Genomic DNA, 25,260 nt, shown 5'->3' on the forward strand with positions numbered 1-25,260 from the left:
GCGCGAAAGGGATTGGTTAAATTGAGGCTTAGAAGTAAGTGAGAACTATGAAGAGCATTTCCAACAAGCTGGCTTCTCTGCTGCTGATTGCCGGTGCATGGGTGGGCTCCGCAGCCCATGCTGTCCAGGACCTGCCTGGAGGCCCTGCAGTCAACCAGCTGAACCTGCATCCCCCGGTCACCAAAATCGCAGAAGAACAGCATTTTCTGCACTGGATGATGCTGATCATCTGCACGGTGATCTTTGTTGCAGTGTTCTCCGTGATGTTCTATTCCATCTGGAAGCATCGCCGCTCCAAGGGCGCCAAGTCGGCCAATTTTCATGAGTCCGTGACGGTCGAGGTAGTGTGGACCATCGTTCCGTTCATCATCGTGATCCTGATGGCACTGCCTGCCACCAAGGTGCTAGTGGCCCAGAAGGACACCACCAACGCTGACGTGACCATCAAGACCACCGGCTACCAGTGGAAGTGGGGTTACGACTACATCACCGGCGAAGGCGAAGGCATCGGCTTCATCTCCACGCTGGACAGCAGCCACCGTGTCATGTCCGACAGTGGCAACGTCAAAGATGCACCGGTCAACTATCTGCTGAAGGTTGACAACCCCATGGTTGTGCCAGTGGGCAAGAAGATCCGCATCATCACGACGGCCAATGACGTGATCCATGCCTTCATGGTGCCCGCCTTTGGTATCAAGCAAGATGCTATTCCCGGTTTTGTCCGCGACACCTGGTTCCGTGCCGAGAAGATCGGTGACTATTACGGCCAGTGTGCCGAGTTGTGCGGCAAAGAACACGCCTACATGCCCATCCACGTGAAGGTGGTGTCTGCAGAGGATTACACCGCCTGGGTCGGCGAGCAAAAGAAGATCGCCGCAGCCAAGCTGGACGACCCCAGCAAGGTTTGGGCTTTGGGTGACTTGGTGCAGCGTGGCGAAAAGGTCTACGCCGCCAATTGCGCCGCTTGTCACCAGGCCAATGGCAAGGGCGCGGGTCCTATCAAGGCACTGGACGGCTCGGCCGTGGTGGTTGACGCTGACCATGTCAAGCAGATCCAGATTCTGCTCAAGGGTGCGGCCAATGGTGCCATGCCTGCGTGGGCCCAGCTGAGCGATACCGACATCGCCGCCGTGGCAACCTATACCAAGAATTCGTGGTCTAACAAGACCGGTCAGCTGGTGCAGCCCGCTGAGATCGTGGCCCAGCGTGGCAAGTAATCATCGCCCCATCGTATTGAGGAATTCACAATGAGCGCAGTTCTCGACAATCACGGGCACGCTGGCGACCACGCGCACGACGACCATGGCCACCATGGTCCCACCGGCTGGCGCCGCTGGGTGTACGCCACCAACCATAAGGACATCGGTACGCTGTACCTGTTGTTCTCATTCACCATGTTGATGATTGGTGGCGTGCTTGCGCTGCTGATTCGCGCCGAGCTGTTCCAGCCCGGTCTGCAATTGGTGAACCCCGAGCTGTTCAACCAGCTCACCACCATGCACGGCCTGATCATGGTGTTCGGCGCCATCATGCCGGCCTTCGTGGGCTTCGCAAACTGGATGATCCCGCTGCAGATCGGCGCATCCGACATGGCCTTTGCGCGCATGAATAATTTCAGCTTCTGGCTGATGATTCCTGCTGCATTGATGCTGGTGGGTTCGTTCTTTATGCCCGGTGGCGCACCCGCTGCTGGATGGACGCTGTACGCGCCGCTCACACTGCAAATGGGCCCCTCCATGGACGCGGGCATTTTTGCCATGCACATCCTGGGTGCGAGCTCCATCATGGGCTCGATCAACATCATCGTGACCATCTTGAACATGCGCGCACCTGGCATGACGCTGATGAAGATGCCGATGTTTGCCTGGACATGGTTGATCACCGCATATCTGCTGATCGCCGTGATGCCTGTGCTGGCTGGCGCCATCACCATGACGCTGACAGACCGTCACTTCGGCACCAGTTTCTTCAATCCCGCAGGTGGCGGTGACCCGGTGATGTACCAGCACATCTTCTGGTTCTTCGGTCACCCCGAGGTGTATATCATGATCTTGCCGGCCTTCGGCATCATCAGCCAGATCGTGCCTGCCTTTGCACGTAAGAAGTTGTTCGGCTACGCCTCCATGGTGTACGCCACTTCGTCCATCGCCATCCTGTCGTTCATCGTGTGGGCTCACCACATGTTCACGACAGGCATGCCTGTGACCGGCCAATTGTTCTTCATGTACGCCACGATGCTGATCTCGGTGCCCACAGCAGTTAAGATCTTCAACTGGATCGCCACCATGTGGCGTGGCTCCATGACGTTTGAGACCCCCATGCTGTTTGCGGTGGGCTTCATCTTCGTGTTCACCATGGGCGGCTTCACAGGTCTGATCCTGGCCATGGCGCCTATCGATATCCAGCTGCAGGACACCTACTACGTGGTGGCCCACTTCCACTATGTGCTTGTGGCCGGCTCGTTGTTCTCCATGTTTGCTGGTGTGTACTATTGGCTGCCCAAGTGGACGGGTGTGATGTACTCTGAAACGCGTGGTCAGATTCACTTCTGGTCGTCGCTGATCTTCTTCAACATCACCTTCTTCCCGATGCACTTCCTGGGCCTGGCAGGCATGCCTCGCCGCTACGCCGATTACCCCATGCAGTTCGCCGACTTCAACGCCATCGCGTCGGTGGGCGCTTTCGGATTTGGTCTGGCCCAGGTGTATTTCTTTGTGGCCGTCATCATCCCCGCGATGCGCGGCAAGGGCGAAAAGGCCGCGGCCAAGCCTTGGGATGGCGCCGAAGGCCTGGAGTGGGAAGTCCCCTCCCCAGCACCTTTCCACACGTTTGAAACCCCCCCCAAGCTGGACGCTACTGCGACCCGTGTGATTGGTTGAACACCATGTCTATGACACCCGAGCAAAAAAAGAGCAACCTGCGGATGGCGCTGATCCTGGCGTCTGTGGCTGTGGTGTTCTTTGTCGGGTTCATGGTCAAGGTACTTGTGCTGTCCCGCTGAGCCACGCCTGCCATGAGCCTACACCGCGAAAACGTCAAGATGGTCGGCAAGCTGGTCGTGATTGCGGCTGGCATGTTTGCCTTTGGCTATGTGTTGATCCCTATCTACAAGCATATTTGTGAAATGACGGGCATCAACATTCTGTCGCTGTCCGAGCGTCAGGTGCCCGGCAATGGCGTGGCAGGCAAGGATGTGAAGGTGCCAGCGAACACGCAGGTGGACAGGTCTCGGACCATCACGGTAGAGTTTGACGCCAATGCGCGTGGGCCTTGGGACTTCAAGCCCGCGCAGCGTTCGGTGCAGGTCCACCCGGGTGAGTTGACGACGGTGATGTATGAGTTTCAGAACATCCAGAACCGTCGCATGGCAGCCCAGGCCATTCCCAGTTACGCACCTCGTCAGGCTGCAGCGCACTTCAACAAGCTGGAGTGCTTCTGCTTTAACCAGTATGTGCTGGAGCCGGGCGAGAAGAAGGAATGGCCCGTCGCGTTTGTGATCGACCCACGCCTTTCAAAGGACGTGACCACCATCACGCTGTCGTACACGTTTTTTGAGGTGGGTGGCAAGACGCCTCCGGCACCGGAGTCCACCGCTGCGGTTGATCTCAAGTTGCCTACCTCCCTGCCCCAAGCAGGGTCTGGTTCGTGAGCATGCCTCTGAATCGTCCTTTGGGCGACAAGCCCCACATGCGCAAGGGTTCGTTGTTGCGCACCGTGAGGGCGGTGGCTTGGTCGCTGATTGGCTTGCGTAAGGGCAGCGAATACGAGCAGGACGTTGAAAAACTCAACCCTCTGCATATCATCGTCGTAGGGCTGATTGCTGTGTTCTTGTTGGTGATCGGCCTCATCGGGCTGGTCAACTGGATAGTGTGAGTTGGTGGTACACGTACCGAATTAGTAGGACTTACGCAAATAGTGATCCTCAACGGCATGTTCCGTGTGGCAGGCGAATGGCCTGGGTCTGTTTTGCGTGAGTCATGACAAAGCTGAAAACAAAGATTTTGAGAGTCAGGAGCTGAAATGAGTGCATCAACCCACGGCGGAACCCCCTACTATTACGTGCCGGCCGAGTCACGTCATCCGGTCATGGCAGCGGCTGGCCTGTTCTTCGTCATTCTGGGCGCAGGCCAGTGGATCAATGGCCACGACTGGGGCATGTACTCGCTGGCCCTGGGGCTTGTCTGGTGGTTGTTCACGCTGTACCAGTGGTTCGGCGATGCGGTTCGCGAAAGCGAAGGCGGCTTGTACGGTCACAAGATCGACCTGTCGTACCGCTGGAGCATGAGCTGGTTCATCTTCTCCGAAGTGATGTTCTTCGGCGCGTTCTTCACGGCGTTGTGGTGGGCACGTTCGCACTCGGTGCCCGCTCTGGGAAGTCTGGACAACGCCCTGCTGTGGCCTGACTTCAAAGCCGTGTGGCCTAGCTTGGCAGCGGGCGTTACCGCCTCGCCTGCAGGCATTGTGGAGCCCTTCCAGACGGTTGGTCCCTTCTGGCTGCCCACCATCAATACGGCACTGCTGCTGACCTCGGGCGTAACGCTGACCATTGCACACCACGCGCTGCGCGAAAACCACCGTGGCAAAACCATTGCCTTCATGTGGGCGACCGTGTTGCTGGGCTTTGTCTTTTTGCTAGTGCAGGGCTACGAGTACTACCACCTGTACACCGACCTCAACCTGAAGCTCAACTCCGGCGTTTTCGGTTCTACATTCTTCATGCTGACTGGTTTCCACGGCTTTCACGTGTTCCTGGGCATGTTGATGCTGCTGGTGATTACCCTGCGATTGCAAAAGGGTCACTTCACTGCCGATAAGCACTTTGGATTTGAAGGCGCAGCCTGGTACTGGCACTTTGTAGACGTTGTGTGGCTGGGTCTGTACGTGTTGGTTTACTGGATGTAAGCCACCCTCAGGACACGCGTCAGCATTGCGCTGAAACAAAAAAAGCGCCTCGCGGCGCTTTTTTTGTTGGGTTTTGCGAGGTCGTAGCGGTTGGTGGAGAACTCAGTGCCTGGCAATCAATGTGTCGGTAGATTCAGCGGGTTGCTGGCAGGCCGGTAGGCTGTATGTAGCCAAGCTGCCAGGCAATCAAAATGCACAAAAACAGCACCACGGACAGCCCTACACGCACTGCAAGCGCCTTGGCCATGTGGATGCCTTTGGCCTTGTCGTTTTTGCCATTGCGCATCATGAAGAACAAGGCCGATGCCAGGCTGGCCAAAATGGCGATGAACGCCATCACAACGAGATATTTCATGGAGCGCATTATCCCGTGACACGCCGTCAACGCCCGGTTGGACTCCTTTTTTGGCTGATTGCGCTCGCTGCAGTGGTGGGGATGCTGGTGACCGCGTCGCTCGGGCGGTGGCAGCTCTCGCGGGCCGCCGAGAAAGAGGCGCTGCAAGCCACGCTGGACGCGCGCGGCAGTCTGCCTCCTGTCGATGGCAAGGCGCTGCTTGCCGCCTCTGCCGATGAGGGGGGCGACCCCACCAAGGCGCTGGTTCACCGCGCTGTGGTTTTGGAAGGGCGGTGGCTACCCACCCACACTATCTATCTGGACAACCGCCAGATGCAGGGCCGTCCGGGCTTTTTTGTGGTCACACCGTTGCAACTGGAAAGTCAAGACGGCGTAGTGCTGGTGCAGCGGGGTTGGGTGCCTCGCAATTTTCAGGACCGCACACAACTGCCGCAGGTGCAAACTCCCGAGGGCGTGGTGCGGGTGCAGGGCCGCGTGGCGTTGGCGCCGTCGCGTCTGTACGAGTTCCAGGGAGGCGATAGCGCGCAGGGGTCTTCCCGCATCCGGCAAAATCTCGACCTGGCAGCGTTTCGCACCGAAACCGGCCTGGCGTTTGCCGATCTCACGGTGCTGCAAACGGGCAAAACCGACGCCATGGGCGAAGGCCTGCAGCGGGACTGGCCCGTGGTAGGCGCAGGCGTCGACAAACACTACGGTTACGCATTTCAATGGTTCGGGCTTAGCGGCCTGATTGCAATTCTCTATGTCTGGTTCCAAATCGTCCGACGGTTCATTCGCCCGCGCAGCCAGTCTGCCCCCTGAGTCTGGCGGCGAGCACCCCCTTGGCCTTACGGTGCACACGCTGCCCGCGGCGGGTGATGCTGTGGCCACGGCGCAGCGGGCGCGCCACGGCCGCTGGAAGATGCTGGGCGTGCTGCTCATTTGCGCAGCGCCTGTGATCGCGTCGTACTTCACGTACTACGTAGTGCGCCCAGATGGGCGGCGCAACTACGGTGAGCTGATCCAGCCGCAGCGCATCATGCCCGACGTGACAGCGACCGCGCTCGACGGTACGCCGGTTCCGTTGGCCTCGCTCAAAGGCCAATGGTTGCTGGTCAGCGTGGCGGGCGGCGGTTGTGATGCGATGTGCCAAAAGCACCTGTACCTGCAGCGCCAGCTGCGCGAAAGCGTGGGCAAGGAGAAGGACCGGGTCGACTGGATCTGGCTGGTGACCGACGCAGCCAGTCCACCGCCCGAATTGGCCCCCGCGCTGCAAAAAGCCACCGTGCTGCGGATCGACGCTGCGGCACTCGCAGTCTGGCTGGCGCCAGACGCAGGTCATCAGCTGGCGGAGCACTTGTATGTGATTGACCCGATGGGCAACTGGATGATGCGGTTTCCGGCCGCCATGGACACGGCAGGCGCTGCCAAAGCCAAACGCGACCTGGAGCGCCTGTTGCGCGCATCCTCTTCCTGGGACGACGCGGGCCGCCCCGCCAAACCATGATGGACACCACACAACCTCTCTACGACTTGGCCCCGCTCGCTCGGCTCATGTTGCTGGGCGTGGTGATTGCGCTCGGGCCCCTGGCCTGGGTGTGGTTGCGTAATCGCCGCAGTTCGCCCGTGCGGCGGCTGCAGGCGTTGACGGTGCTGACGCTGTTCCTGACCTTTGACCTGGTGTTGTTCGGTGCCTTCACCCGCCTGACCGACTCTGGCCTTGGATGCCCCGATTGGCCAGGTTGTTACGGCAGCGCGAGCCCGGTGGGCGCGCACGCAGAAATTTCCGCTGCCCAGGAGGCCATGCCCACTGGCCCCGTGACCCATGGCAAAGCCTGGGTAGAGATGATTCACCGCTACCTTGCCACTGGTGTGGGGGTGCTCATCATCGTGCTCACCGTGTCATCGTGGGTGCAGCAGCGCCGGGCCCGCCGCGGTCTGGGTGAGGGGCCCCCCATCAGCCCGTGGTGGCCCACTTTCACCCTGTTCTGGGTGTGCCTGCAGGGCGCGTTTGGCGCGCTCACGGTGACCATGAAGCTCTTCCCCGCTATCGTTACCTTGCACCTTGTTGGCGGGCTGGTGTTGCTGGCCCTGCTGTGCGTGCAGGCCGTACGGCACGCCCATTGGGCGCAGGGTAAACCACCTGTGCGCATCTCGCCCGGGTTGCGCAGTGGCCTCATCTGGACCGGCGTACTGGTGGCCTTGCAAGTGGTTCTGGGTGGCTGGGTCAGTACCAACTACGCGGTGCTGGCGTGCACCACGTTTCCCACCTGCCAGGGCAGCTGGTGGCCAGCTATGGACTTCGCGCAGGGCTTCCAGGTTTGGCGCAAGCTGGGGATGCTCCAGGACGGCAGTCACATCAGTTTTGCAGGCCTTACCGCTATTCATTACGTGCACCGGCTGATGGCGTATGTGGTCCTTGCCGCTTTGTTGGCGCTGGTGTGGCGTCTGCGCAAGGCGGCTGTGCTGGCGGCGCCGGCATGGTGGCTGCTGGTGCTGGCGTTGGCACAGCTGGTCACCGGCTTGTCCAACGTGGTGCTGGGCTGGCCCCTGGTGGCCGCTGTGCTGCACACCGGCGGCGCTGCCGCACTGGTGGTGGTGTTGACCTGGGCCCTGGTGTCCAGCCGCTCGGCGTCCGCGCCCCAAGCGTTTTCCGCGCCATCCCGCGCATCGAGAGTGTCCGCATGAGTGTTGCCCCCGCCCTAGTTTTGCCACCCTCGCGCCTGATGCAGTTCTATGCGCTGACCAAGCCGCGGGTGGTGCAGCTCATTGTTTTCTGCGCGCTGATAGGAATGGTGCTGGCGGTACCGGGCCTGCCTTCGGGGCCGCAATTAGGTCTGATGGCCGTGGCCTGTGCAGGCGTGTGGCTCGTGGCCGGTGCCGCCGCTGCGTTCAACTGCATTGTGGAGCAGGGCATTGACGCCAAGATGAAGCGCACCGCGTGGCGCGCTACTGCCAAGGGTGAGCTGTCCAACGTGCAGACGCTGCTGTTCTCGGCGGTGCTTGGCGTGGCGGGGTCGGTGCTGCTGTACTTCTGGGTCAACCCACTCACGATGTGGCTCACGTTTGCCACATTTGTAGGCTATGCAGTGGTGTACACGGTCATCCTCAAGCCCCTCACTCCGCAGAACATCGTGATCGGCGGCGCGTCGGGCGCCATGCCGCCCGTACTGGGCTGGGCTGCCATGACGAACGACGTGGGCCCTGAGGCGCTGATACTGTTCCTCATCATTTTTCTGTGGACGCCGCCGCACTTCTGGGCCCTGGCGCTGTACCGGGTAGAGGACTACCGCAAGTCTGGCTTGCCCATGCTGCCGGTCACTCACGGCAATGAGTTCACCCGCCTTCAGGTGTTCCTCTACACCCTCATCCTCTTTGCGGGCTGCCTGATGCCTTTCATCTATGGCATGAGCTCATGGATCTATCTGGCCGCTGCAGTGGTGCTGAGCGCAGGCTTCTGTGGCTACGGCTTTGCGCTGTGGCGCAACTACTCTGATGCGCTGGCGCGCAAGACTTTTCGCTTCTCCCTCATCCACCTGAGCGTGTTGTTTGCCGCGCTGCTGGTGGATCACTACGTGCTGTAAAAACCATGCTTAAAAGAAACGCTCTTAAAACGATAGCTGTCAGCGCTTTATCTATAAGCGCTGCGGGCATATTTAGCGCATGTTCCGAGAAAAGGGCAGAGTTTCGCGGCGTGGATATCACGGGCGCCGAGTACGCGCGTGACCTGCCGCTGACCGACCACAACGGGCAGGAACGCCACATCAAGGACTTTGCGGGCAAGGTGGTGGTGGTGTTCTTCGGCTTCACGCAGTGCCCCGACGTGTGCCCCACCTCCATGCAGGAGCTGGCCGAGGTCAAAACCATGCTGGGCAAGGACGGCGACCGCCTGCAAGGTATTTTCGTCACCGTAGACCCCGAGCGCGATACGCCCGAAGTGCTCAAGGCCTACATGGCCAATTTCGACCCGAGCTTCCTGGCGTTGCGTGGTTCGCCCGAGCAGCTCGCCGCCGTCGCCAAAGACTTCAAGATCTACTACAAAAAGGTCGATGGCAAAACGCCCACCAGCTACACCATGGACCACTCCGCAGGCAGCTATGTGTACGACCCCGCAGGCCGCCTGCGCGTTTACAACCGGTATGGAAGCGGTGCGCAGGCGCTGGCGTCGGACGTGAAGGCTTTGCTCGCCGAGGCTGGCTGAGCGCCGTTTGATTCGAACAGATTGCCCGCCCCAGCACTGGGGCGGGTGAAGTAGGCCGCTGCTTACTCTGCCTTGATGCCGCGCATGGCGATCACGCCACCCAGCAGGTTGGTGTCGGCCTTGATGCGGTTGGCCAGTCCTTCAGGGGATGTTCCTGCCACTTGCCAGCCCTGCTGGAACAACTTGCCCCGCACGTCCTGGCTGCGGGCGATTTCACTGATCAGCGCGGCCAGCTTGGCCTGAATGGGCTTGGGCATGGTGGCCGGGGCTGCAAACGCGTTCCAGATTTCCAGATCGAACCCACGGATGCCTGCTTCGCTCAGGCTGGGGATGTCCGGCGCAAGCGGGCTGCGCCCGGCAGATGTCACGCCAATGGCGCGCAGCTTGCCCGCACGCACCTGAGCCTGGGCCAGCGCTGGCGGCATCAGTGCCATCTGCAACTGGCCACCCAGGATTGCATTGGCCACGGCTGGATACCCGGGGTAGGGCACATGCACAGGGTTGATGTTGCTGCGCGACTTGAGCAGTTCGGTACCGATATGGCCCACGGTGCCCACGCCCGGCGTGCCATAGCTCCACTTGTCGCCACCGTTGCGGGCAGCCACAAAAAACTCGCGCGCATCACTGTTCGCGGGCACGCCAGGCTGGCTGAGCGGGGCCGTGAGCACCAGCGGCGATGTGCCGATCAGGCTCAGCGGGGCCAGGTCCTTGAGCGGGTCGTAAGGCACGGCCGGGTTCAGCAGCTTGGCAATGGTCATGTTGCCGTTGATCATCAGACCGATGGTGTGGTCGTCACGTGCCTTGGCTACGGCGTCAGCACCGATGTTGCCGCCCGCGCCCACCTTGTTTTCCACGATGACAGGCTGGCCCAGCGCTTTCGACAGCGGCTCGGCAAAAGTGCGAGCCGTCAGGTCTGGCGAAGTGCCGGCAGGAAAGCCCACGATGATCTTGATCGGCTTGGTGGGCCAGGCCATAGGAGCCGCGGTGGCTGCGGGTTTGGCCGTCTGGGCCAGAGCCCACGGAGAGGCGGCGGCCAGGGCAATCAGCAAAGACGCACGGCGGGACAGGTTGCGAGGCATGGAACAGATCTCCTTGGGAATAGTTGGTTGGGGCCGTGAAAACGGTCCAAAACAAAATGGGGCCCCAGAACTGGGGCCCCATGGGGCAACTTCTGCAGAAGAGGGATATTAACGCGCCCCGTGTAAGCTCAAGCGCGTCCCCTGGCTCAGGCGTATTCGGCCAGCGCCTTCTTCATCTTCTTCATGGCCGCCACCTCGATCTGGCGGATGCGCTCTGCACTGACGCCGTAGACAGCAGCCAAGTCATGCAGCGTCATGCCGCCCGATCCGTCATCGTTGACCTTCAGCCAGCGCTCTTCCACGATGCGGCGGCTGCGGTCGTCCAGGCTGTCCAGAGCGGTAGCGATGCCATCGCTGGCCAACGCATCGCGCTGGCGCGATTCGATCATGGCTGTGGGTTCGTGCGACGCGTCTGCAAGATAGGCGATAGGGCCAAAGGCCTGTTCGCCGTCGTCTGATGGAGCCGGATCCAGCAGCACATCGCCGCCCGACATGCGGGTTTCCATCTCGATGACTTCCTCGCGCTTGACGTTGAGCTGCGCAGCCACGGCGTCGATCTCACGGTCCGAAAGCGTATCGCGGTGCGTGGCCGCGTCAGCCGCTGCGGCATCGGCCTTGAAGCCTTGTTTCATGGACCGCAGGTTGAAGAACAGCTTGCGTTGTGCCTTGGTGGTGGCCACCTTCACCATGCGCCAGTTCTTCAGGATGTATTCGTGGATTTCAGCCTTGATCCAGTGCATGGCGTAGCTCACCAGACGCACGCCCTGGTCGGGGTCAAAGCGCTTGACCGCCTTCATCAGGCCCACGTTGCCTTCCTGGATCAGGTCACCATGCGGAAGACCGTAGCCCAGGTACTGGCGTGCAATGGACACCACAAGGCGCAGGTGCGACATCACCAGCCGACCGGCGGCGTCCAGATCGTTCGAGTCCTTGAGCTGGCGTGCATAGGTCTGCTCCTCTTCGTGCGTGAGCAGGGGCAGGCGATTGACGGCCGAGATGTAGGCGTCCAGATTGCCCAAGGGGGGCACCAACGCCCATGGATTGGCGGGTGCCAAAGTCGTCGTAGCGGTTCCAGATTGAATGTTCATTCCGGGAATCCTTTCCTCTAAGCCGTGGATATTAGCACTCTCTGTGATTGAGTGCTAAGGCCGGAGTTCCCGTTGGGTTGTAGGACTTTGTAGACATATGAATCTAATGAAATCGGCGCTTGGCGCTTATCCATAAAGCGCCACCAGCTATCAAAATAATACTGTCGATGGGTGGCTTTTGGAGGCCGTTGCAATCCCAGCTTCGGCTGTCCGCGCAGTTGGCGGTAGGTGTCCACGCGCGCCGGCCGTGCCCGCACCCGAGCACTGGGGGCGTTCGGGTTCTTCGATCAGCTCACGCTGTCAGTAAAACAGACCAAAGCCCGACCTCGTAGTGCTGGTGCCCCTGGCGGTGTTGGCCGCTGTCTTTGGGGTTGGCCGTCAGACAGACGCAGACCGATGTCCGTCGGGAGCCTGCAGAGCCCTGCGTTCAAAGTCCTCCAGCGGCAAGGGCCGCCCAAACAGATAGCCTTGGAATGACCGGCAGCCATGTGCCAGCAAGAACTGCAGGTGCGCGCTGGTTTCCACGCCTTCTGCGATCACGTCCAGCCCCAGGCTCCCGGCCAGCGCGATGATGGACTGCGCAATGGCCGCATCGCTGGGGTCCAGCAGCACGTCCCGTACAAATCCCTGGTCAATCTTGATCTGGTCCAGCGGCAGGCGCTTGAGGTAGCTGAGGGACGAGTACCCGGTGCCAAAGTCGTCTAGCGAAAAGCCCAGGCCATGGCTCTTCAAGGCGAGCATGGTGGTGATGACGCTGTCCACATTGTCCAGCAGCAGGCTCTCGGTCAGCTCCAGCTTGATTCTGGCCGGGTCTGCCCCGGTGCGTTCCAGCAGCGCCAGCACCTGTGCCACGAAGTTGTCCTGCAGAAACTGCCGCGCACTAACGTTGATCGCCAGGCTCAGCTGCGCCAGTGCCGGGTCGAGCCGCCACCGGGCTTGCTGGCGCAGCGCAGTTTCCATCACCCATTGGCCCAGGGGCAGGATCAGCCCCGATTCTTCTGCCAGCGGGATGAACTCCGATGGCGGCACCATGCCTTGCTCAGGGTGCTGCCATCGCACCAACGCCTCAGCCCCAATAACGATGCCCTGGGCGTCGACTTGCGGCTGGTACAGCAACAAAAACTGCGACTGACGCAGACCGTTGTGCAACTGGGCCTCCAGCATTGCGCGGCGGTTTACCGCCTGCTGCATGTCGGGGTCAAAAAAGCGCAGGGTGTTGCGCCCTGCGTCCTTGGCGCGGTACATGGCCATGTCCGCCTGTTTGAGCACTTCATCCACCGTGTCGCTGTGGTCGCGCAGCAGGGTCACACCAATGCTGGCCGTGAGATGGTGCTCATGTCCGGCCAGGTCATAGGACTGGCGCAACTGGGCCAGGATCAGTTCGCCCAAGGTGCGCGCCTGTGCCGCGGCTTCGGGGGCGTCGCTGCTCAGGTTCTGCAGCACCAGCACAAACTCGTCGCCGCCCAGGCGTGCCACGGTGTCCTGCTCGCGCACACAGCCGCGCAGGCGCCCGGCCACTTCCTTAAGCAGCAGGTCGCCCACTTCATGGCCGCGGGTGTCGTTCAATGTCTTGAAATTGTCCAGGTCCACAAAAAGCACCGCGGTGGTCAGACCAGACCGTGCGCTGGCGGCCAGCACCTGCTGCAGCCGGTCGACCAGCAGGCGGCGGTTGGGCAGCTGCGTGAGCGCGTCATAAAAGGCCAGGTAGCGCGCTTCGTCCTCGGCCGCCTTGCGCCCCGAAATGTCGATGTCGATGCAGAACATCTCCGGCGGGTGGCCCGGCACCTGGATGTAGGCGTGGCTGGAGAATACATCCACGGGCGTGCCGTCCTTGCGCCGCAGCTGCAGCTCTCCGGCCGGCACCACCTCGCCCGTGGCGAACATGTGATTCACATGGGTGCGCACGGCGTCGCGCATGGTGGGCGGGATGATCAGATCCAGCAGATTGCTGCCCAGCGCCTCCTCTGCGGTGTAGCCATACAGTTGTTCGGACGCCTGGTTCCAGTAGCTCGTAGTGCCGTCTGCCAGATAGCCCTGGACCGAGATGGACGGGATGTTGCGCAGCAGCGACCGAAAACGCAGCTCGGACTCGCGCAACGCGCTTTCGGCCTGTTTGCGGTGGGTGGTGTCGCGGGCCAGAAAAACCACGGCGGGCTGGCCGCCCACCTTGACGCCCAGCGGTTGGGCGCGGCCTTCAAAGTAACTTAAGCCAGACCGTGTCTGAATTTCGTACTCGACGGTTTGCGTGTGGCCTGACTGCAGGGTGTCACGGATCAGCTCTATGAACTGGTCTGCCTGCGCGGGGGGCAGCACGTCATGCAGTCGTTTGCCAATCAGGTCTGACGCACTGCTGACCAACGCAGCGTCGTTCAGCGACAGCACTTCGACATAGCGACCGTTGGCGTCCAGCACCAGCAGCACATCCGGGATGGCGCGGGTGATGGCATGCAGCCGCGCGGCCGTGTCTTTGAGCGCGTGTTCGGTGGCCAGCCGCGCCTCCACATCGTGCAGCAGCACGCCCAACACCACGGTGGCGGGGGTAAAGGTAAGCAAAAACGGCAGGGCCAGCGTCTGGTTGATGCGCGCCGTCACCTCGGCAGGCAGTAGCTGGAACAAACCTATCACTGCGGTGTGCAGCAGCAGCCCAAACAGTGCCAGCGTGACTGGCTCTACACCAAGCCACCCGCGCGCCCGGCCTTCGCGGTAGACCAGGCCCATTGCCGTGCACAGCACGATCACCAGCAGACCGACCTCTGCCCCGGCGCCGCCCAGCCACAGCCGACCTGTCATCGCCATGGCCGCCGCAATGCAGGCCACCAGGGGCCCCCCAAACAAGCCGGCCATGCTGAGCACCACCGAGCGTGCGTCAAAGATCACGCCTGGCATCAGCACCAGCGGGGTGAGCATGCCCACGACGCAGATGCTGCCAAAAATCAGCCCCGAAAAAGCCTGCCCGACCCGTGGGCGCTGGCGCCACACACGAATATTGAACCCGTGCAGAAAACACAGCGCCAGCAGCAGCGCAACACCTTTGACCAGCTCAATGAACATGGATCTTCCGTGCCTTTGGAAAGGGGGAACACCCATCATGGATGAATTGTTGCGATCCGTAAATGCGCGAATGGCCCCTGAATGGGGCCATCGGATTGAACCTTGTACGGGACTCTGGCAACGGACGTCAGCACCTGTCGGCGCACCTCTCAGCTGAACTCAGCTGAACTCAGATCAGCTCAGATCAGCTCAGCTCAGCTCAGCTCAGCAGGGCCTGGGCAAACTCACGCGCGTTGAAGGTTTCCAGGTCTTCCAGCTTTTCGCCCACGCCGATGAAATACACCGGAATCGGGCGCTCCTGCGCAATGGCGGCCAACACGCCGCCCTTGGCGGTGCCGTCGAGCTTGGTCACGATCAGTCCGGTCAGCTGCAGCGCGTCGTCAAACGACCGCACCTGCGCCAGCGCGTTCTGGCCCGTGTTGCCGTCAATCACCAGCAGTACCTCGTGGGGTGCCGTGGCGTCGGCCTTGGTCACCACACGGCGGATTTTTCGCAGCTCTTCCATCAGGTGCAGCTGCGTGGGCAGGCGCCCGGCGGTGTCTACCAGCACCACGTCCTTGCCGCGCGCCTTGCCAGCGGTCACCGCATCAAAGCTCACTGCGGCGGGGTCGCCGCCTTCCTGGCTCACGATTTCGACCGTGTTGCGGTCTGCCCATACGCCCAGTTGCTCGCGCGCCGCTGCGCGGAAGGTGTCCGCAGCGGCCAGCAGCACGGCGGCGCCTTCGTCGGCAAGGTGCTTGGTCAGCTTGCCGATGGACGTGGTCTTGCCCGCGCCATTGACGCCCGCCACCATGATCACGGTGGGCGTGTGTTCGCCAATGACCAGGGCCTTTTCGAGCGGGCGCAGCAGGTCGGTCAGCGCGTCTGCCAGCAGGCCCTTGACGGCCGCCGGGTCGGTGGTTTTTGTGTCTTTCACCCGGCGTTTGAGGTCGGCCAGCAAGTGGTTGGTGGCCTTGACGCCGGTGTCCGCCATCAAAAGGGCTTCTTCCAGTTCTTCATACAGCGCATCGTCAATCTGTGTGCCGGTGAAGACGGTGGTGATGGAACTACCGGTTTTGCGCAGGCCGTTCTTGAGCCGGTCAAGCCAGCCCTTGCGTTCGACGGGCGCTGCGGGCGCGGCAGGTGCTACTGGTACGGCAACGGGCGCGGGCTGCACCACCACAGGAGCTTGGGGCGCAGGCGCAACAGCCGGTGCGGGCGGTGCTGCCTCCACCTCGGCTGTCTTGGGCGCAAACGGATTGCGCAGCCAGCCAAACGCGGCGGGAGCCGGGGCGGGCGCTGCGGCTGCGGGGGGCAGGGCCGGGACAGACGCCGGTGGTTGCTGCTCCGGTTGCACGACCTCCGGCGGCATTGGAGGCGGTGGGGCAGCGGGCAAAAGCACAGGTGTTGGCGCTGTAGCGTCTATCGACGGAACCTGTGGGGGCTCATCGGCAGGGGAGGGCTTTTTCTTGAAAAAACTGAACATTGGCGGGTTCTTAGAATCAGCCATTCTATGAAACGCGCTTTCACCCTACTGGGCCTGCTGGCCTGCCTCTCTGCTGGGGCTGCCTTTTCGGCAACGCCTCCGGCTTCTCAAACCCCTGCTACGCCTGCTAACGCAACGCCGTCCGCCACGGCCTCGGGTGCGCAGCAGTTCACGCTCAAGAACGGCATGCAGCTCATCGTGCAGCCCGACCGGCGTGCGCCCACGGCGGTGCACATGGTCTGGGTGCGGGTGGGTTCCATGGACGAGGTGGACGGCACCACGGGCGTGGCCCACGTGCTGGAGCACATGCTGTTCAAGGGCACCAAGACGCTGCCGCCGGGCGAGTTCTCGCGCCGCGTGGCGGCCCTCGGCGGGCGCGAAAACGCCTTCACCAGCCGCGACTACACCGGCTACTACCAGCAGATCCCGTCTAACCGGCTCGAAGACGTGATGAAGCTCGAATCCGACCGGTTTGCCAACAACCAATGGCCGGACGAAGAGTTCAAGAAAGAGCTGGAAGTCGTCAAGGAAGAACGCCGCCTGCGCACCGAAGACCAGCCGCGTGCCATGCTGGCCGAGCAGTTGTTTGCCGCCACCTTTACCGCGTCGCCCTACCGCCGCCCCATCGTGGGCTGGATGAGCGACCTGGACGCCATGACGCCCAACGACGCGCGGGATTTTTACCGCCTGTGGTACACGCCCACCAACGCCGCCGTGGTGGTGGCGGGTGATGTGGACGTGGCCAAGGTCCGCGCCCTGGCCGAGAAGTATTACGGCAGCCTGCCCACCCACGCGCTGCCCGCCCGCAAGCCCCGCACCGAGCCCGCGCAACAGGGCCTGCGGCGCATCGCCGTTAAGGCCCCGGCCGAGCAGGCCTATGTGGCGCTGGCTTTCCGCACCCCCAGCCTGGACCGCGTAGAGAACCTGACCGACACCGACCGTGATGCCCTGGCGCTTATGGTGCTGTCCGCCGTGTTCAGCGGCTACGACGGTGCCCGTCTGGACCGCGCACTGACGCAGGGCGAAAACCGCGTGGCCGACAGCGCCAGCAGCTCCGCCATGGTCACGGGCCGGGGCCCCAGCCTGTTCATGCTGACGGGCGTGCCCGCCGACGGCAAAACCGCTGCCCAGGTGGAGCAAGCGCTGCGCGCTGAGGTCACCCGCCTGGCCAAGGAGGGCGTGAGCGAGGCCGAGCTCACGCGCGTCAAGACGCAGTGGATCGCGTCCACCGTGTACGAGCGCGATTCGGTGATGAGCCAGGCACAAGAATTGGGCGGCAACTGGGTGCAGGGCTTTCCCCTGGACGCCAACGAGCGCCTGCTGGCACTGCTGCGCACCGTGACACCCGCCCAGGTGCAGGCCGTGGCTGCCAAGTACTTTGGCGACGACCAGCTCACTGTGGCCACCTTGTTGCCCCAGCCCCTCGATGCTCCCCGCGCCCGCCCCACGCTGCCGCCTGGCGTTGTGATCCGTTGAACCCGCACCGGGGCCTTTGCACATGATTACTATCAAAAATATAGCTGCTCGCGCTTTTCTGATAAGCGCTGGAGCCGTTTTTTATTCAAATTCTGCCTGGGCGCTGCTGCCCATCCAGCACTGGACCGAGCCCAGCGGCGCCAAGATCTATCTGGTCGAAAGCCCGGTCATCCCCATGGTGGACGTGCAGATCGACTTTGACGCGGGCAGCCGTCGCGACCCGGCAGGCCAATCGGGCCTGGCCAGTGCGGTGGCCGCCATGGCCAGCAAAGGCGTGAAGGCCATTGGCAACGAGCCCGCGCTGGACGAAAACGCGCTGGGCGAAGCCTGGGCCGACCTGGGCGCCAGCTTTGAGGCAGGCGCCGACAACGACGCGCTGCACTACTCGCTGCGTTCCTTGACCGACCCGCCGCTGCTTAACAAAGCCGCCCGCCTGGCCGCCCGCCAGATCGGCGAGCCCAGCTGGCCTGCCGACGTGTGGCCCCGCGACCGTGCCCGCTGGAGCGCCAGCATCAAGGAATCGCTCACACGTCCCTCCACCGTGGCGGCCCACGCCTTTGGCACCGCCGTGTACGGCAGCCACCCCTATGGCGTGCGCACGACGGCAGAGACCTTGGCCCGCATCAACATCGCCGACATGCAGGCGTTCCACACCCAGCACATTGGCGCCTGCCGCGCCAAGGTCAGCCTTGTGGGCGCCCTGTCACGCGCGCAGGCACAGACGCTGGTGGCCACGCTGCTGTCGCGCCTGCCTGCGGCGTCGGGCTGCGCACCGCTGCCGCCCGTGGGTGAGATCAGCGCGCTGACCGCCCCGGCCGAACAGAACATTCCGTTTGCATCGGCCCAGGCCCATGTGCTCATCGGCCAGCCCGGTTTCCAACGGCGCGACCCGGACTTTCTGGCGCTGCTGGTGGGCAACCATATCCTGGGCGGCGGCGGTTTTGTATCGCGCCTGACCAACGAGGTGCGCGAAAAGCGGGGCCTCAGCTACAGCGTTTACAGCTACTTTGCGGCGGGCCTGCACGCAGGCGCCTTCACCGTGGGCCTGCAGACGCGGCCCGATCAGGCGGCCCAGGCCGTGCAGGTGTCGCGTGACGTGATCGCCCGCTTCGTGGCAGATGGCCCCACCGAGGCTGAGCTGCGCGCTGCCAAGGACAACCTGATCGGCGGTTTTGCGCTGCGCATCGACAGCAACAAGAAGCTCTTGGGCAACGTGGCCAACATTGCCTGGAACGAGCTGCCGCTGGACTACCTGGACCAGTGGACGAAAAAAGTGGAAGCCCTGACCATCGCCGATGTACGCACCGCCATGGCCAAGAAGCTCCAACCCGACCGCATGGTGACCGTAGTGGTAGGGGGCAAGCAGTGAGCGTTGTGGCCGGCTTCATCTGCATCGGCTCCGGGGTCGGCGCCCGCATCGGGTACGCTGGCGCCACAACCACCCTCCATAACAAGAAAGTCAATCCATGAGCCGATCCACCCTGCGCCCCGAATCCTTGCCTGGCGGCCGCCTGGCCCGCGCTGCCTCGGCGGCGGTTGCGGCACCCGCGGCCAAACCCGCCAAAAAAACAGCGGCCCCCGCCGCTCCCAAAGGCTCGGGCGAAATCCGCATCATTGGCGGTCAATGGAAGCGCACCCGCCTGCCCGTGGCCCAGCGCCCCGGCCTTCGCCCCACGCCCGACCGCGTGCGCGAAACGCTCTTCAACTGGCTGGGTCAGGACCTGACCGGCTGGCGCTGTCTGGATGCGTTTGCGGGCACGGGCGCGCTGGGGCTGGAGGCGGCATCGCGCGGCGCAGCGGCCGTGCAACTGGTCGAAAGCGACCCTGCGCTGGTGGTGCAGCTGCACACCTTGCAGCAGCGGCTCAAGGCCACTGCGGTGCGTGTGCAGCGTGGCGACGGCATTGCAGCCCTGAAGCAGGCGGCCCCCGCCAGTGTGGACTTGGTGCTGATCGACCCGCCGTTTGACAGCGAGCTGTTCGCCCCCGCCCTGCAAGCCGCCGCCCGCGCGGTGTCGACCATCGGCTTCATCTATCTGGAGGCCCCGCGCCTGTGGACCGAAGAGGAGCTGGCCCCCAACGGCCTGGCGCTGTACCGGCACCTCAAGGCGGGCGCGGTACACGCGCATCTGTTGCGACTCATCGCCTGACCCGCGCTGGTAGGCACAACCGGCGCAAGTCGGGAGCGTAGGGCGTTCAGCGCAGCGAGCGTAGCTGGCTACAAGTTATGGATGAAATTGGCCTCTAGCGCTTGTCAGATAAGCGCTGGTAGCTATTATTTTTATATGCCGCAATAGCCCGGTGCCAGCAATGCCTGATCGCGCTGGTGGCCCGCCTGGTGCCGCTGGTGCCGCTGGTGCCGTGCAATGGCGTGTTGCGATGTTGCTGCGGTGGAGTGATCGCCCTTCGCGCAGCGGAACATGCGGGCGCTTTGCCCTCCAGGCTGCCACGGGCAGAACGACGCAAGGTCAACGCTCAATACAATCTTCTGGTGAGCAGTAAGCACCGAGCCCTTTACCTTTTGATTGCTGTGGTCTGGCAGGCATTGGCATGGCTGTCGCCGGTGTACTTTGATCACCAAAAGGAGGTGATCGCTCACATGGTTGTGCATGCACAGGAAGTTGACCACCACCATCACGCCGACCAGACCTTGCCCATGGAAGAGGATGGCAGTGAGCCGCCCCATCAGCATGCGCACCAGGCGGTGCAGTTGCCGGGCTTGCCGCCCGTGATGGCGCTGTTCGCTGGCGACCCCGTCCCCTCGGTGCTGGTGCCCCATGCGATTGCCGGGCACGCATCGGTCTTTCTTGACAGCCCCTTGCGCCCTCCACGGCGCAGCGCCGCTCTGGTCTGACTGGGCTGCACGACGGTCGCCTTGAGTCGTCGCTGTGCTGGTGCCTCATCAGCGTTTTCTGCAATTTTTGTTTCCTTGCCGTTTGCCCTGGCTACGTCGGCGACGACGCAGCCGCGCCCTGGATGCACGTCCGAGCGTGCTTGTTTACTACGGCGCCACAGCAGGCAAGGCTGTCCCCAACTCCCCCCACACACAGGGCTCTTGATCTATGAATCGAATCACTTTCCATCGCCTGGCGGCATTGCTGCTGCTGGGCTGCGTCCCATTGCTGGGCTTCGCGCACGGTATTTCTGAAGAGGACCGCCAACGCATGCTGGATGGTGGCTACCTGCAGTACATCGGCCTGGGCGCCAGCCACATGCTGACGGGCTACGACCACCTGCTGTTTCTGCTGGGGGTGGTGTTTTTCTTGACCACGTTCAAGCAGGTGGCCAAGTTTGTGACGGTCTTCACCGTGGGCCACTGCATCACCCTGGTGTTTGCAACGTACTTTCAGATCACCTGGAACTACTACCTGGTGGTCGCCATCATTGCCGCGAGCGTGATCTACAAGGGCTTTGACAACAACGGCGGATTTCAACGGGTATTCGACATGAAGTCGCCCAACCTTCTGGGTGCTGTGTTCATTTTCGGATTGCTGCATGGCTTTGGCCTGTCCACCCGGCTGCAGCAATTGCCGCTGGGTGACGATCCGGTGGCCATGCTTGGACGCATCCTGAGCTTTAACGTGGGGGTGGAGCTGGGCCAGATTGCGGCGTTGGCCGTCATGGTGGCGCTGCTGGCCGCCTGGCGGCATCGGCCCTCGTTCAAACGCTTCAGTTATGCAGCCAACCTGGCCCTGATCTATGCCGGTGTCTATCTGCTCTTCACCCAGCTGCACGGCTACCAGCACGATACGGCGCCGGACAGTTTTCGCTTCCCCACCGAAGAACACCGCCATGTGCACGACGACATGAACATCGAAAGCACCCAGGATGACAGCCGCAACACGCTGCGGTGAATGTGCCTTTTTGCCCTTTCCCCTTTTCCCTACTTCTCCCCATTCAACGCTTCAAGGATCGCACCATGAAAAACGCTCTCATCGCCACCATCGTTCTGTCTGCCGCTGCCTGGGCGCCTGCCGCCTACGCTGACAAGGGCGGCAGCTGCCACTTTCACGGCTCCAAGGCTGCCACCGAGTCTGTGGTGGCGGGCTGTGCCGACCAACGCAAGCAGGCGCTGGTCAAGGCGGGCAAACTCGATGCCACCTGGGCTGCGGTCGCGCCCGAGAAAGTGGAAACCGTCGATGGAAAGAAGGGCAAGGAATGGAAGTTGACCTTCAAGAACCCGGCGGTTGCGGATGCCAGCAAGCAGACGCTGTACATGTTTTACAGCCTGCCGGGTAATTTCATCGCTGCCAATTTCACGGGCCAGTAAGCCGTGTGGCGCTGGGCGTGATGCCCACGGGTTTACACCTCCGTGGTTACCCACACACTCTGGTAAAGCGCAACCCGTCCTCGCTTGCCTGGTGCGCAACATGGGCAATCGCACCCACGCCAATGAAAGGTGCCATGTTGCACTGCACGCATAATGCGCGCACGCGGCCTGGCGCCCCTGTGAAGAGCGTGAACCCGCTCTGCGGGCCTAGGCCAACGACCATTCAGCCAGACAGGAGACAACCAGCCATGGCCCAGAACGTGCTCGCCGTTTACCCCGGAACCTTTGACCCCATCACACTAGGCCATGAAGACGTGGTTCGCCGGGCCACCCAGCTGTTCGAACGTGTGATCGTAGCCGTGGCGGCGGGCCACCACAAGAAGACCCTGTTCTCGCTGGAAGAGCGCATCGAGATGGTGCGCGAGGCCGTCAAGAACTACCCGCAGGTGCAGGTCGAAAGTTTCTCGGGCCTGCTGCGGGACTTTGTGGTGTCGCGCGGTGGCAAGGCCATGGTGCGCGGCCTGCGCGCCGTGACCGACTTTGACTACGAGTTCCAGCTGGCGGGCATGAACCGCAGCCTGATGCCCCAGGTGGAAACCGTCTTCCTTACCCCCAGCGACAAGTACCAGTTCATCAGCAGCACCTTTGTGCGCGAGATCGCGGTGCTGGGCGGCGAGGTGACCAAGTTTGTGTCGCCGTCGGTCGAAGAGCGGCTAGCGGTCAAGGTGCGCAGCCTGACCCCTCCCTGAGCGGCTGTTATTTAAGCCAAATTGGCATCTAGGAGCCTGTCGGACTTGGAAATCGTCGGCTGCAAATTGGCCGCAGCGGTCCATTTTTCACCGTCTTCTTGCCCCATAGCTCGGCTATGGGGCTGCGAATCCGGCAAAAATTGTCCTCGCTGGGGCCAATTTTCGATTTCGACGCTCCAAGCTCGACAGGCTCCTAGCGCTTGATGGTAAAGCGCTAGCAGCTATTGATTTGATAGTTGCCGTGGCGATGGCTGCGCACGCACGCCTGCCGCTTCCAGCTCTGAAGTCACCTGTGCCGCTTGTTCCCGCAGCGCCTGCAGCATGGGCGCCACCTCGGGCAGCGGCGGGCGGTACAAGGGCAGCAGCGCCGTCACGCTGAACGGAATCGAAAACGCCAGGCGCCGCAGTACCAGCCGGTCGTTGGCGGCGGCCAGCGCCGTTACCGGGTTGACGATGGCCACACCCAGGCCCTGCTGCACCATGGCGCACACGGCGGCGGCGCTGTGGGTTTCCACCCGCAGGGTGCGCGCCACGCCCGCCTCGGCAAAGCGGGCGTCGATCAGGCGGCGGTAGGGGTCGTCGGCCGACAGGCTTACAAAAAACTCGCCCGCAAAATCGGTCAGATCCAGCACGGTCTTGTGCGTCAGCGGGTGGCCCGCAGGCAGCACCGCCACTTCATCCAGCGTCAGCAGCACCTCGGCGCGTGTTCCCGGTGGCGCAGCGGTCTGCTCGCACAGGCCCAGGTCAAAGCGCTGGGCGCTCATCCATTCCTCCAGCAGGGGCGATTCCTGCGGCGTGACCGACAGGCGCGCGTGCGGGCTGGCCTGCATCACCCGCGCCGCTGCGCCCGGCAGCAGCGCGTGCGCCAGGGCGGGCAGGCACAGCACCGACAGCTGCACCGCGTCCGACCTGCCCAGCGCCACGGCGCGGTCCACCACGCGCTCCAGCCCCTGCCACGACCGCTGCACCTCGTCCCACAGCGCCAGCGCCCGCGCGTTGGGGCGCAGGCGGCCTTGCACACGTTCAAACAGCGCATAGCCCAGCAGCGACTCCAGCCGCGCCAGTTCGCGGCTGACGGTGGGCTGCGAGCTGTGCAGCAGGTCGGCCGCACCGGTGGCGCTGCTGGTGGTCATCACGGCGCGGAACACCTCGATGTGCCGGTGGGTGATGCGGTGGGCCAGGGGGGTGTCGGTCGTTCCGGTCATGTGCAGAGCATATCCGTAGTGAATGGATGGCGTAAATCAAAGCATTCGACCAAATACATATGCCGGGGCATCATCTGGGCTGCCTTTCAGTCTTCTGCACCTTCGGAGCCCCCATGTCCAACCCCTTTTCGCCCGCCCAGTTGTGGTCCCTGGCCGACCAGTTCGGTACCCCTCTGTGGGTGTACGACGCCGCTACCATCCGCCAGCGCATCGCGCAGGTGTCCAACTTCGAGACCATCCGGTTTGCGCAAAAGGCCTGCTCCAACATCCACATCCTGAAGCTCATGCGCGAGCAGGGCGTGAAGGTGGATGCGGTTTCGCGCGGCGAGATCCTGCGGGCGCTGGCGGCCGGCTACACGGCCGGCGGAGAGCCGTCGGAGATCGTGTTCACCGCCGACCTGTTCGACGCCGCCACGCTCGACTGCGTGGTGGAACACAGCGTGCCCGTCAACGCAGGCTCCATCGACATGCTGCACCAGCTGGGCGCGCGCTCGCCCGGCCACGCCGTGTGGTTGCGCATCAACCCCGGCTTTGGCCATGGCCACAGCAACAAGACCAACACCGGCGGCGAGCACAGCAAGCACGGCATCTGGCACACCGACCTGCCTGCGGCACTGGCCGCGATCCAGCAGCATGGTCTGAAGCTGGTGGGCCTGCACATGCACATTGGCTCAGGCGTCGATTACAGCCACTTGCAAGAGGTTTGCGGCGCCATGGTCAACCTGGTGCGTACCGCCCACGCGGCGGGGCATGACCTCCACGCCATCTCGGCCGGTGGTGGCCTGTCCATCCCGTATCGCAGTGGCGACCCCGTGGTCGATACGCAGCACTACCACGGCCTGTGGGACGCCGCGCGCCAGCAGGCCGAGGCGGTGGTGGGCCACAAGCTCGGCCTGGAGATCGAGCCCGGCCGCTTCCTAGTGGCCGAATCCGGCGTGCTGCTGGGCCAGGTGCGTGCCACCAAGAACGCGGGCAACAACCACTTTGTGCTGGTCGATACGGGCTTTAACGAACTCATGCGCCCGTCGATGTACGGCAGCTACCACGCCATGAGCGTGCTGCGCCGCGATGGCACTACGGCAGCAGAACGCCCCACGGTGGTGGCAGGCCCGTTGTGCGAGTCGGGCGACGTGTTTACGCAGGGCGACGGCGGTGTGGTGCTGCCGCGTGATTTGCCTGCCGCCGAGGTGGGCGATCTGCTCGTGATCCACGACACCGGGGCGTATGGCGCGTCGATGTCGTCCAACTACAACTCGCGCCCGCTGATTGCCGAGGTGCTGGTCGATGGGGGTCAGTCCCGGTTGATTCGCCGCCGCCAAACGGTGGAGGAGCTGCTGGCGCTGGAACTGGGGCTTTGATGGGGGCCGGGCGCGGGCCCTGCGCCGACACCCGGTAGGTACGCGCCTACGGTCAGGCGCAGCACTGGCGCACACGGGCGTGAAA

25 protein-coding genes are annotated in these 25,260 nt (G+C 62.8%); 19 read left to right on the plus strand and 6 right to left on the minus strand.

Annotated elements, in window-relative coordinates; genetic code table 11:
- Positions 1-47: 47 nt before the first annotated feature.
- The 6 genes from coxB (at position 48) to ACK4OE_RS08000 (ending at position 4,902) form a co-directional block, all read left to right on the plus strand.
- A complete protein-coding gene (gene coxB / locus ACK4OE_RS07975) occupies positions 48-1,217 on the plus strand; it encodes a cytochrome c oxidase subunit II (protein ID WP_409884176.1) in 1,170 nt (389 codons plus the stop codon).
- Between the two features lie 30 nt (positions 1,218-1,247).
- Positions 1,248-2,879 (plus strand): cytochrome c oxidase subunit I, encoded by a 1,632-nt coding sequence (gene ctaD / locus ACK4OE_RS07980; RefSeq protein ID WP_409884178.1) that lies wholly within the window; start codon positions 1,248-1,250, stop codon positions 2,877-2,879.
- A gap of 11 nt (positions 2,880-2,890) precedes the next feature.
- A complete protein-coding gene (locus ACK4OE_RS07985) occupies positions 2,891-3,001 on the plus strand; it encodes a cytochrome oxidase small assembly protein (RefSeq protein ID WP_409884246.1) in 111 nt (36 codons plus the stop codon).
- A 12-nt stretch (positions 3,002-3,013) separates the two neighbouring features.
- Positions 3,014-3,649, plus strand: a complete 636-nt coding sequence (locus ACK4OE_RS07990; protein WP_409884179.1) for a cytochrome c oxidase assembly protein — start codon at positions 3,014-3,016, stop codon at positions 3,647-3,649.
- A 2-nt stretch (positions 3,650-3,651) separates the two neighbouring features.
- Positions 3,652-3,873, plus strand: a complete 222-nt coding sequence (locus ACK4OE_RS07995; RefSeq protein WP_409884247.1) for a DUF2970 domain-containing protein — start codon at positions 3,652-3,654, stop codon at positions 3,871-3,873.
- Between the two features lie 147 nt (positions 3,874-4,020).
- Positions 4,021-4,902 (plus strand): cytochrome c oxidase subunit 3, encoded by an 882-nt coding sequence (locus ACK4OE_RS08000; RefSeq protein WP_409884180.1) that lies wholly within the window; start codon positions 4,021-4,023, stop codon positions 4,900-4,902.
- 133 nt (positions 4,903-5,035) lie between these two features.
- Here ACK4OE_RS08000 and ACK4OE_RS08005 read toward each other — a convergent pair whose 3' ends face one another.
- Positions 5,036-5,257 (minus strand): twin transmembrane helix small protein, encoded by a 222-nt coding sequence (locus tag ACK4OE_RS08005; RefSeq protein WP_409884181.1) that lies wholly within the window; start codon positions 5,255-5,257, stop codon positions 5,036-5,038.
- Positions 5,258-5,272: 15 nt separating this feature from the next.
- On the opposite strand from ACK4OE_RS08005, the gene ACK4OE_RS08010 reads away from it, so the two are divergent.
- Genes ACK4OE_RS08010 through ACK4OE_RS08030 form a run of 5 tightly spaced genes read left to right on the plus strand, consistent with a single transcriptional unit; the run spans position 5,273 to position 9,437 of the window.
- A complete protein-coding gene (locus ACK4OE_RS08010) occupies positions 5,273-6,058 on the plus strand; it encodes an SURF1 family protein (RefSeq protein WP_409884182.1) in 786 nt (261 codons plus the stop codon).
- Positions 6,000-6,743 carry a hypothetical protein gene (locus ACK4OE_RS08015; RefSeq protein WP_409884183.1) on the plus strand — a complete coding sequence of 248 codons (744 nt, stop codon included), beginning with the start codon at positions 6,000-6,002 and terminating at the stop codon, positions 6,741-6,743. The genes ACK4OE_RS08010 and ACK4OE_RS08015 overlap by 59 nt, the downstream gene beginning before the upstream one ends.
- Positions 6,743-7,924 (plus strand): COX15/CtaA family protein, encoded by a 1,182-nt coding sequence (locus tag ACK4OE_RS08020; RefSeq protein WP_409884185.1) that lies wholly within the window; start codon positions 6,743-6,745, stop codon positions 7,922-7,924. The genes ACK4OE_RS08015 and ACK4OE_RS08020 overlap by 1 nt, the downstream gene beginning before the upstream one ends.
- Entirely contained in the window at positions 7,921-8,820 is a 900-nt protein-coding gene (gene cyoE, locus ACK4OE_RS08025) for a heme o synthase (protein WP_409884187.1), read from the plus strand. Before ACK4OE_RS08020 ends, cyoE begins: the two co-directional genes overlap by 4 nt.
- A 5-nt stretch (positions 8,821-8,825) precedes the next feature.
- Entirely contained in the window at positions 8,826-9,437 is a 612-nt protein-coding gene (locus ACK4OE_RS08030) for an SCO family protein (protein WP_409884188.1), read from the plus strand.
- A 62-nt stretch (positions 9,438-9,499) separates the two neighbouring features.
- Here the strand turns inward: ACK4OE_RS08030 and ACK4OE_RS08035 are convergent, their stop codons facing one another.
- From ACK4OE_RS08035 to ftsY, 4 genes are all read right to left on the minus strand, one after another.
- Positions 9,500-10,516: a Bug family tripartite tricarboxylate transporter substrate binding protein gene (locus ACK4OE_RS08035; protein WP_409884189.1), complete on the minus strand. Its 1,017-nt coding sequence runs from the start codon at positions 10,514-10,516 to the stop codon at positions 9,500-9,502.
- A 146-nt stretch (positions 10,517-10,662) separates the two neighbouring features.
- Positions 10,663-11,604 carry an RNA polymerase sigma factor RpoH gene (gene rpoH, locus ACK4OE_RS08040; RefSeq protein ID WP_409884190.1) on the minus strand — a complete coding sequence of 314 codons (942 nt, stop codon included), beginning with the start codon at positions 11,602-11,604 and terminating at the stop codon, positions 10,663-10,665.
- Between the two features lie 378 nt (positions 11,605-11,982).
- Positions 11,983-14,655 carry an EAL domain-containing protein gene (locus tag ACK4OE_RS08045; RefSeq protein WP_409884191.1) on the minus strand — a complete coding sequence of 891 codons (2,673 nt, stop codon included), beginning with the start codon at positions 14,653-14,655 and terminating at the stop codon, positions 11,983-11,985.
- A 199-nt stretch (positions 14,656-14,854) separates the two neighbouring features.
- Positions 14,855-16,120, minus strand: coding sequence for a signal recognition particle-docking protein FtsY (ftsY, locus tag ACK4OE_RS08050; protein ID WP_409884192.1), 1,266 nt, complete (start codon positions 16,118-16,120; stop codon positions 14,855-14,857).
- 27 nt (positions 16,121-16,147) lie between these two features.
- Between ftsY and ACK4OE_RS08055 the strand changes: the two genes are divergently transcribed.
- From ACK4OE_RS08055 to coaD, 7 genes are all read left to right on the plus strand, one after another.
- The gene (locus ACK4OE_RS08055) at positions 16,148-17,596 is read left to right on the plus strand and encodes a M16 family metallopeptidase (RefSeq protein WP_409884193.1); all 1,449 of its coding nucleotides are present in this window, start codon (positions 16,148-16,150) and stop codon (positions 17,594-17,596) included.
- A gap of 22 nt (positions 17,597-17,618) precedes the next feature.
- Complete coding sequence (locus ACK4OE_RS08060) at positions 17,619-18,965, plus strand: M16 family metallopeptidase (protein ID WP_409884195.1); 1,347 nt, start codon at positions 17,619-17,621, stop codon at positions 18,963-18,965.
- Between the two features lie 97 nt (positions 18,966-19,062).
- Positions 19,063-19,743 carry a 16S rRNA (guanine(966)-N(2))-methyltransferase RsmD gene (gene rsmD, locus ACK4OE_RS08065; RefSeq protein ID WP_409884196.1) on the plus strand — a complete coding sequence of 227 codons (681 nt, stop codon included), beginning with the start codon at positions 19,063-19,065 and terminating at the stop codon, positions 19,741-19,743.
- 176 nt (positions 19,744-19,919) lie between these two features.
- On the plus strand, positions 19,920-20,447 hold the full coding sequence (locus tag ACK4OE_RS08070; protein ID WP_409884198.1) for a hypothetical protein: 528 nt from the start codon (positions 19,920-19,922) through the stop codon (positions 20,445-20,447).
- 208 nt (positions 20,448-20,655) lie between these two features.
- Positions 20,656-21,447 carry a HupE/UreJ family protein gene (locus ACK4OE_RS08075; protein WP_409884201.1) on the plus strand — a complete coding sequence of 264 codons (792 nt, stop codon included), beginning with the start codon at positions 20,656-20,658 and terminating at the stop codon, positions 21,445-21,447.
- Between the two features lie 65 nt (positions 21,448-21,512).
- A complete protein-coding gene (locus tag ACK4OE_RS08080) occupies positions 21,513-21,863 on the plus strand; it encodes a DUF6488 family protein (protein WP_409884202.1) in 351 nt (116 codons plus the stop codon).
- Positions 21,864-22,111: 248 nt separating this feature from the next.
- Entirely contained in the window at positions 22,112-22,612 is a 501-nt protein-coding gene (coaD, locus tag ACK4OE_RS08085) for a pantetheine-phosphate adenylyltransferase (RefSeq protein ID WP_409884203.1), read from the plus strand.
- 221 nt (positions 22,613-22,833) lie between these two features.
- On the opposite strand, the gene ACK4OE_RS08090 is transcribed toward coaD, so the two are convergent.
- On the minus strand, positions 22,834-23,817 hold the full coding sequence (locus ACK4OE_RS08090; RefSeq protein WP_409884204.1) for a LysR family transcriptional regulator: 984 nt from the start codon (positions 23,815-23,817) through the stop codon (positions 22,834-22,836).
- Positions 23,818-23,930: 113 nt separating this feature from the next.
- Between ACK4OE_RS08090 and lysA the strand changes: the two genes are divergently transcribed.
- Positions 23,931-25,175, plus strand: coding sequence for a diaminopimelate decarboxylase (gene lysA / locus ACK4OE_RS08095; RefSeq protein ID WP_409884205.1), 1,245 nt, complete (start codon positions 23,931-23,933; stop codon positions 25,173-25,175).
- Positions 25,176-25,260: the final 85 nt, after the last annotated feature.

Origin of the sequence: Acidovorax sp., assembly GCF_046314175.1 — a bacterium.
In the GTDB taxonomy this organism is placed as follows: domain Bacteria; phylum Pseudomonadota; class Gammaproteobacteria; order Burkholderiales; family Burkholderiaceae_C; genus Acidovorax.

Bases quoted from the DNA above. Each gene is read 5' to 3' on its own strand.
- coxB (WP_409884176.1), top strand. From the start codon at position 48: ATGAAGAGCATTTCCAACAAGCTGGCTTCTCTGCTGCTGATTGCCGGT.
- ctaD (WP_409884178.1), top strand. From the start codon at position 1,248: ATGAGCGCAGTTCTCGACAATCACGGGCACGCTGGCGACCACGCGCAC.
- ACK4OE_RS07985 (WP_409884246.1), top strand. From the start codon at position 2,891: ATGACACCCGAGCAAAAAAAGAGCAACCTGCGGATGGCGCTGATCCTG.
- ACK4OE_RS07990 (WP_409884179.1), top strand. From the start codon at position 3,014: ATGAGCCTACACCGCGAAAACGTCAAGATGGTCGGCAAGCTGGTCGTG.
- ACK4OE_RS07995 (WP_409884247.1), top strand. From the start codon at position 3,652: ATGCCTCTGAATCGTCCTTTGGGCGACAAGCCCCACATGCGCAAGGGT.
- ACK4OE_RS08000 (WP_409884180.1), top strand. From the start codon at position 4,021: ATGAGTGCATCAACCCACGGCGGAACCCCCTACTATTACGTGCCGGCC.
- ACK4OE_RS08005 (WP_409884181.1), bottom strand. From the start codon at position 5,257: ATGAAATATCTCGTTGTGATGGCGTTCATCGCCATTTTGGCCAGCCTG.
- ACK4OE_RS08015 (WP_409884183.1), top strand. From the start codon at position 6,000: ATGTCTGGTTCCAAATCGTCCGACGGTTCATTCGCCCGCGCAGCCAGT.
- ACK4OE_RS08020 (WP_409884185.1), top strand. From the start codon at position 6,743: ATGGACACCACACAACCTCTCTACGACTTGGCCCCGCTCGCTCGGCTC.
- cyoE (WP_409884187.1), top strand. From the start codon at position 7,921: ATGAGTGTTGCCCCCGCCCTAGTTTTGCCACCCTCGCGCCTGATGCAG.
- ACK4OE_RS08030 (WP_409884188.1), top strand. From the start codon at position 8,826: ATGCTTAAAAGAAACGCTCTTAAAACGATAGCTGTCAGCGCTTTATCT.
- ACK4OE_RS08035 (WP_409884189.1), bottom strand. From the start codon at position 10,516: ATGCCTCGCAACCTGTCCCGCCGTGCGTCTTTGCTGATTGCCCTGGCC.
- rpoH (WP_409884190.1), bottom strand. From the start codon at position 11,604: ATGAACATTCAATCTGGAACCGCTACGACGACTTTGGCACCCGCCAAT.
- ACK4OE_RS08045 (WP_409884191.1), bottom strand. From the start codon at position 14,655: ATGTTCATTGAGCTGGTCAAAGGTGTTGCGCTGCTGCTGGCGCTGTGT.
- ftsY (WP_409884192.1), bottom strand. From the start codon at position 16,120: ATGTTCAGTTTTTTCAAGAAAAAGCCCTCCCCTGCCGATGAGCCCCCA.
- ACK4OE_RS08055 (WP_409884193.1), top strand. From the start codon at position 16,148: ATGAAACGCGCTTTCACCCTACTGGGCCTGCTGGCCTGCCTCTCTGCT.
- ACK4OE_RS08060 (WP_409884195.1), top strand. From the start codon at position 17,619: ATGATTACTATCAAAAATATAGCTGCTCGCGCTTTTCTGATAAGCGCT.
- rsmD (WP_409884196.1), top strand. From the start codon at position 19,063: ATGAGCCGATCCACCCTGCGCCCCGAATCCTTGCCTGGCGGCCGCCTG.
- ACK4OE_RS08075 (WP_409884201.1), top strand. From the start codon at position 20,656: ATGAATCGAATCACTTTCCATCGCCTGGCGGCATTGCTGCTGCTGGGC.
- ACK4OE_RS08080 (WP_409884202.1), top strand. From the start codon at position 21,513: ATGAAAAACGCTCTCATCGCCACCATCGTTCTGTCTGCCGCTGCCTGG.
- coaD (WP_409884203.1), top strand. From the start codon at position 22,112: ATGGCCCAGAACGTGCTCGCCGTTTACCCCGGAACCTTTGACCCCATC.
- ACK4OE_RS08090 (WP_409884204.1), bottom strand. From the start codon at position 23,817: ATGACCGGAACGACCGACACCCCCCTGGCCCACCGCATCACCCACCGG.
- lysA (WP_409884205.1), top strand. From the start codon at position 23,931: ATGTCCAACCCCTTTTCGCCCGCCCAGTTGTGGTCCCTGGCCGACCAG.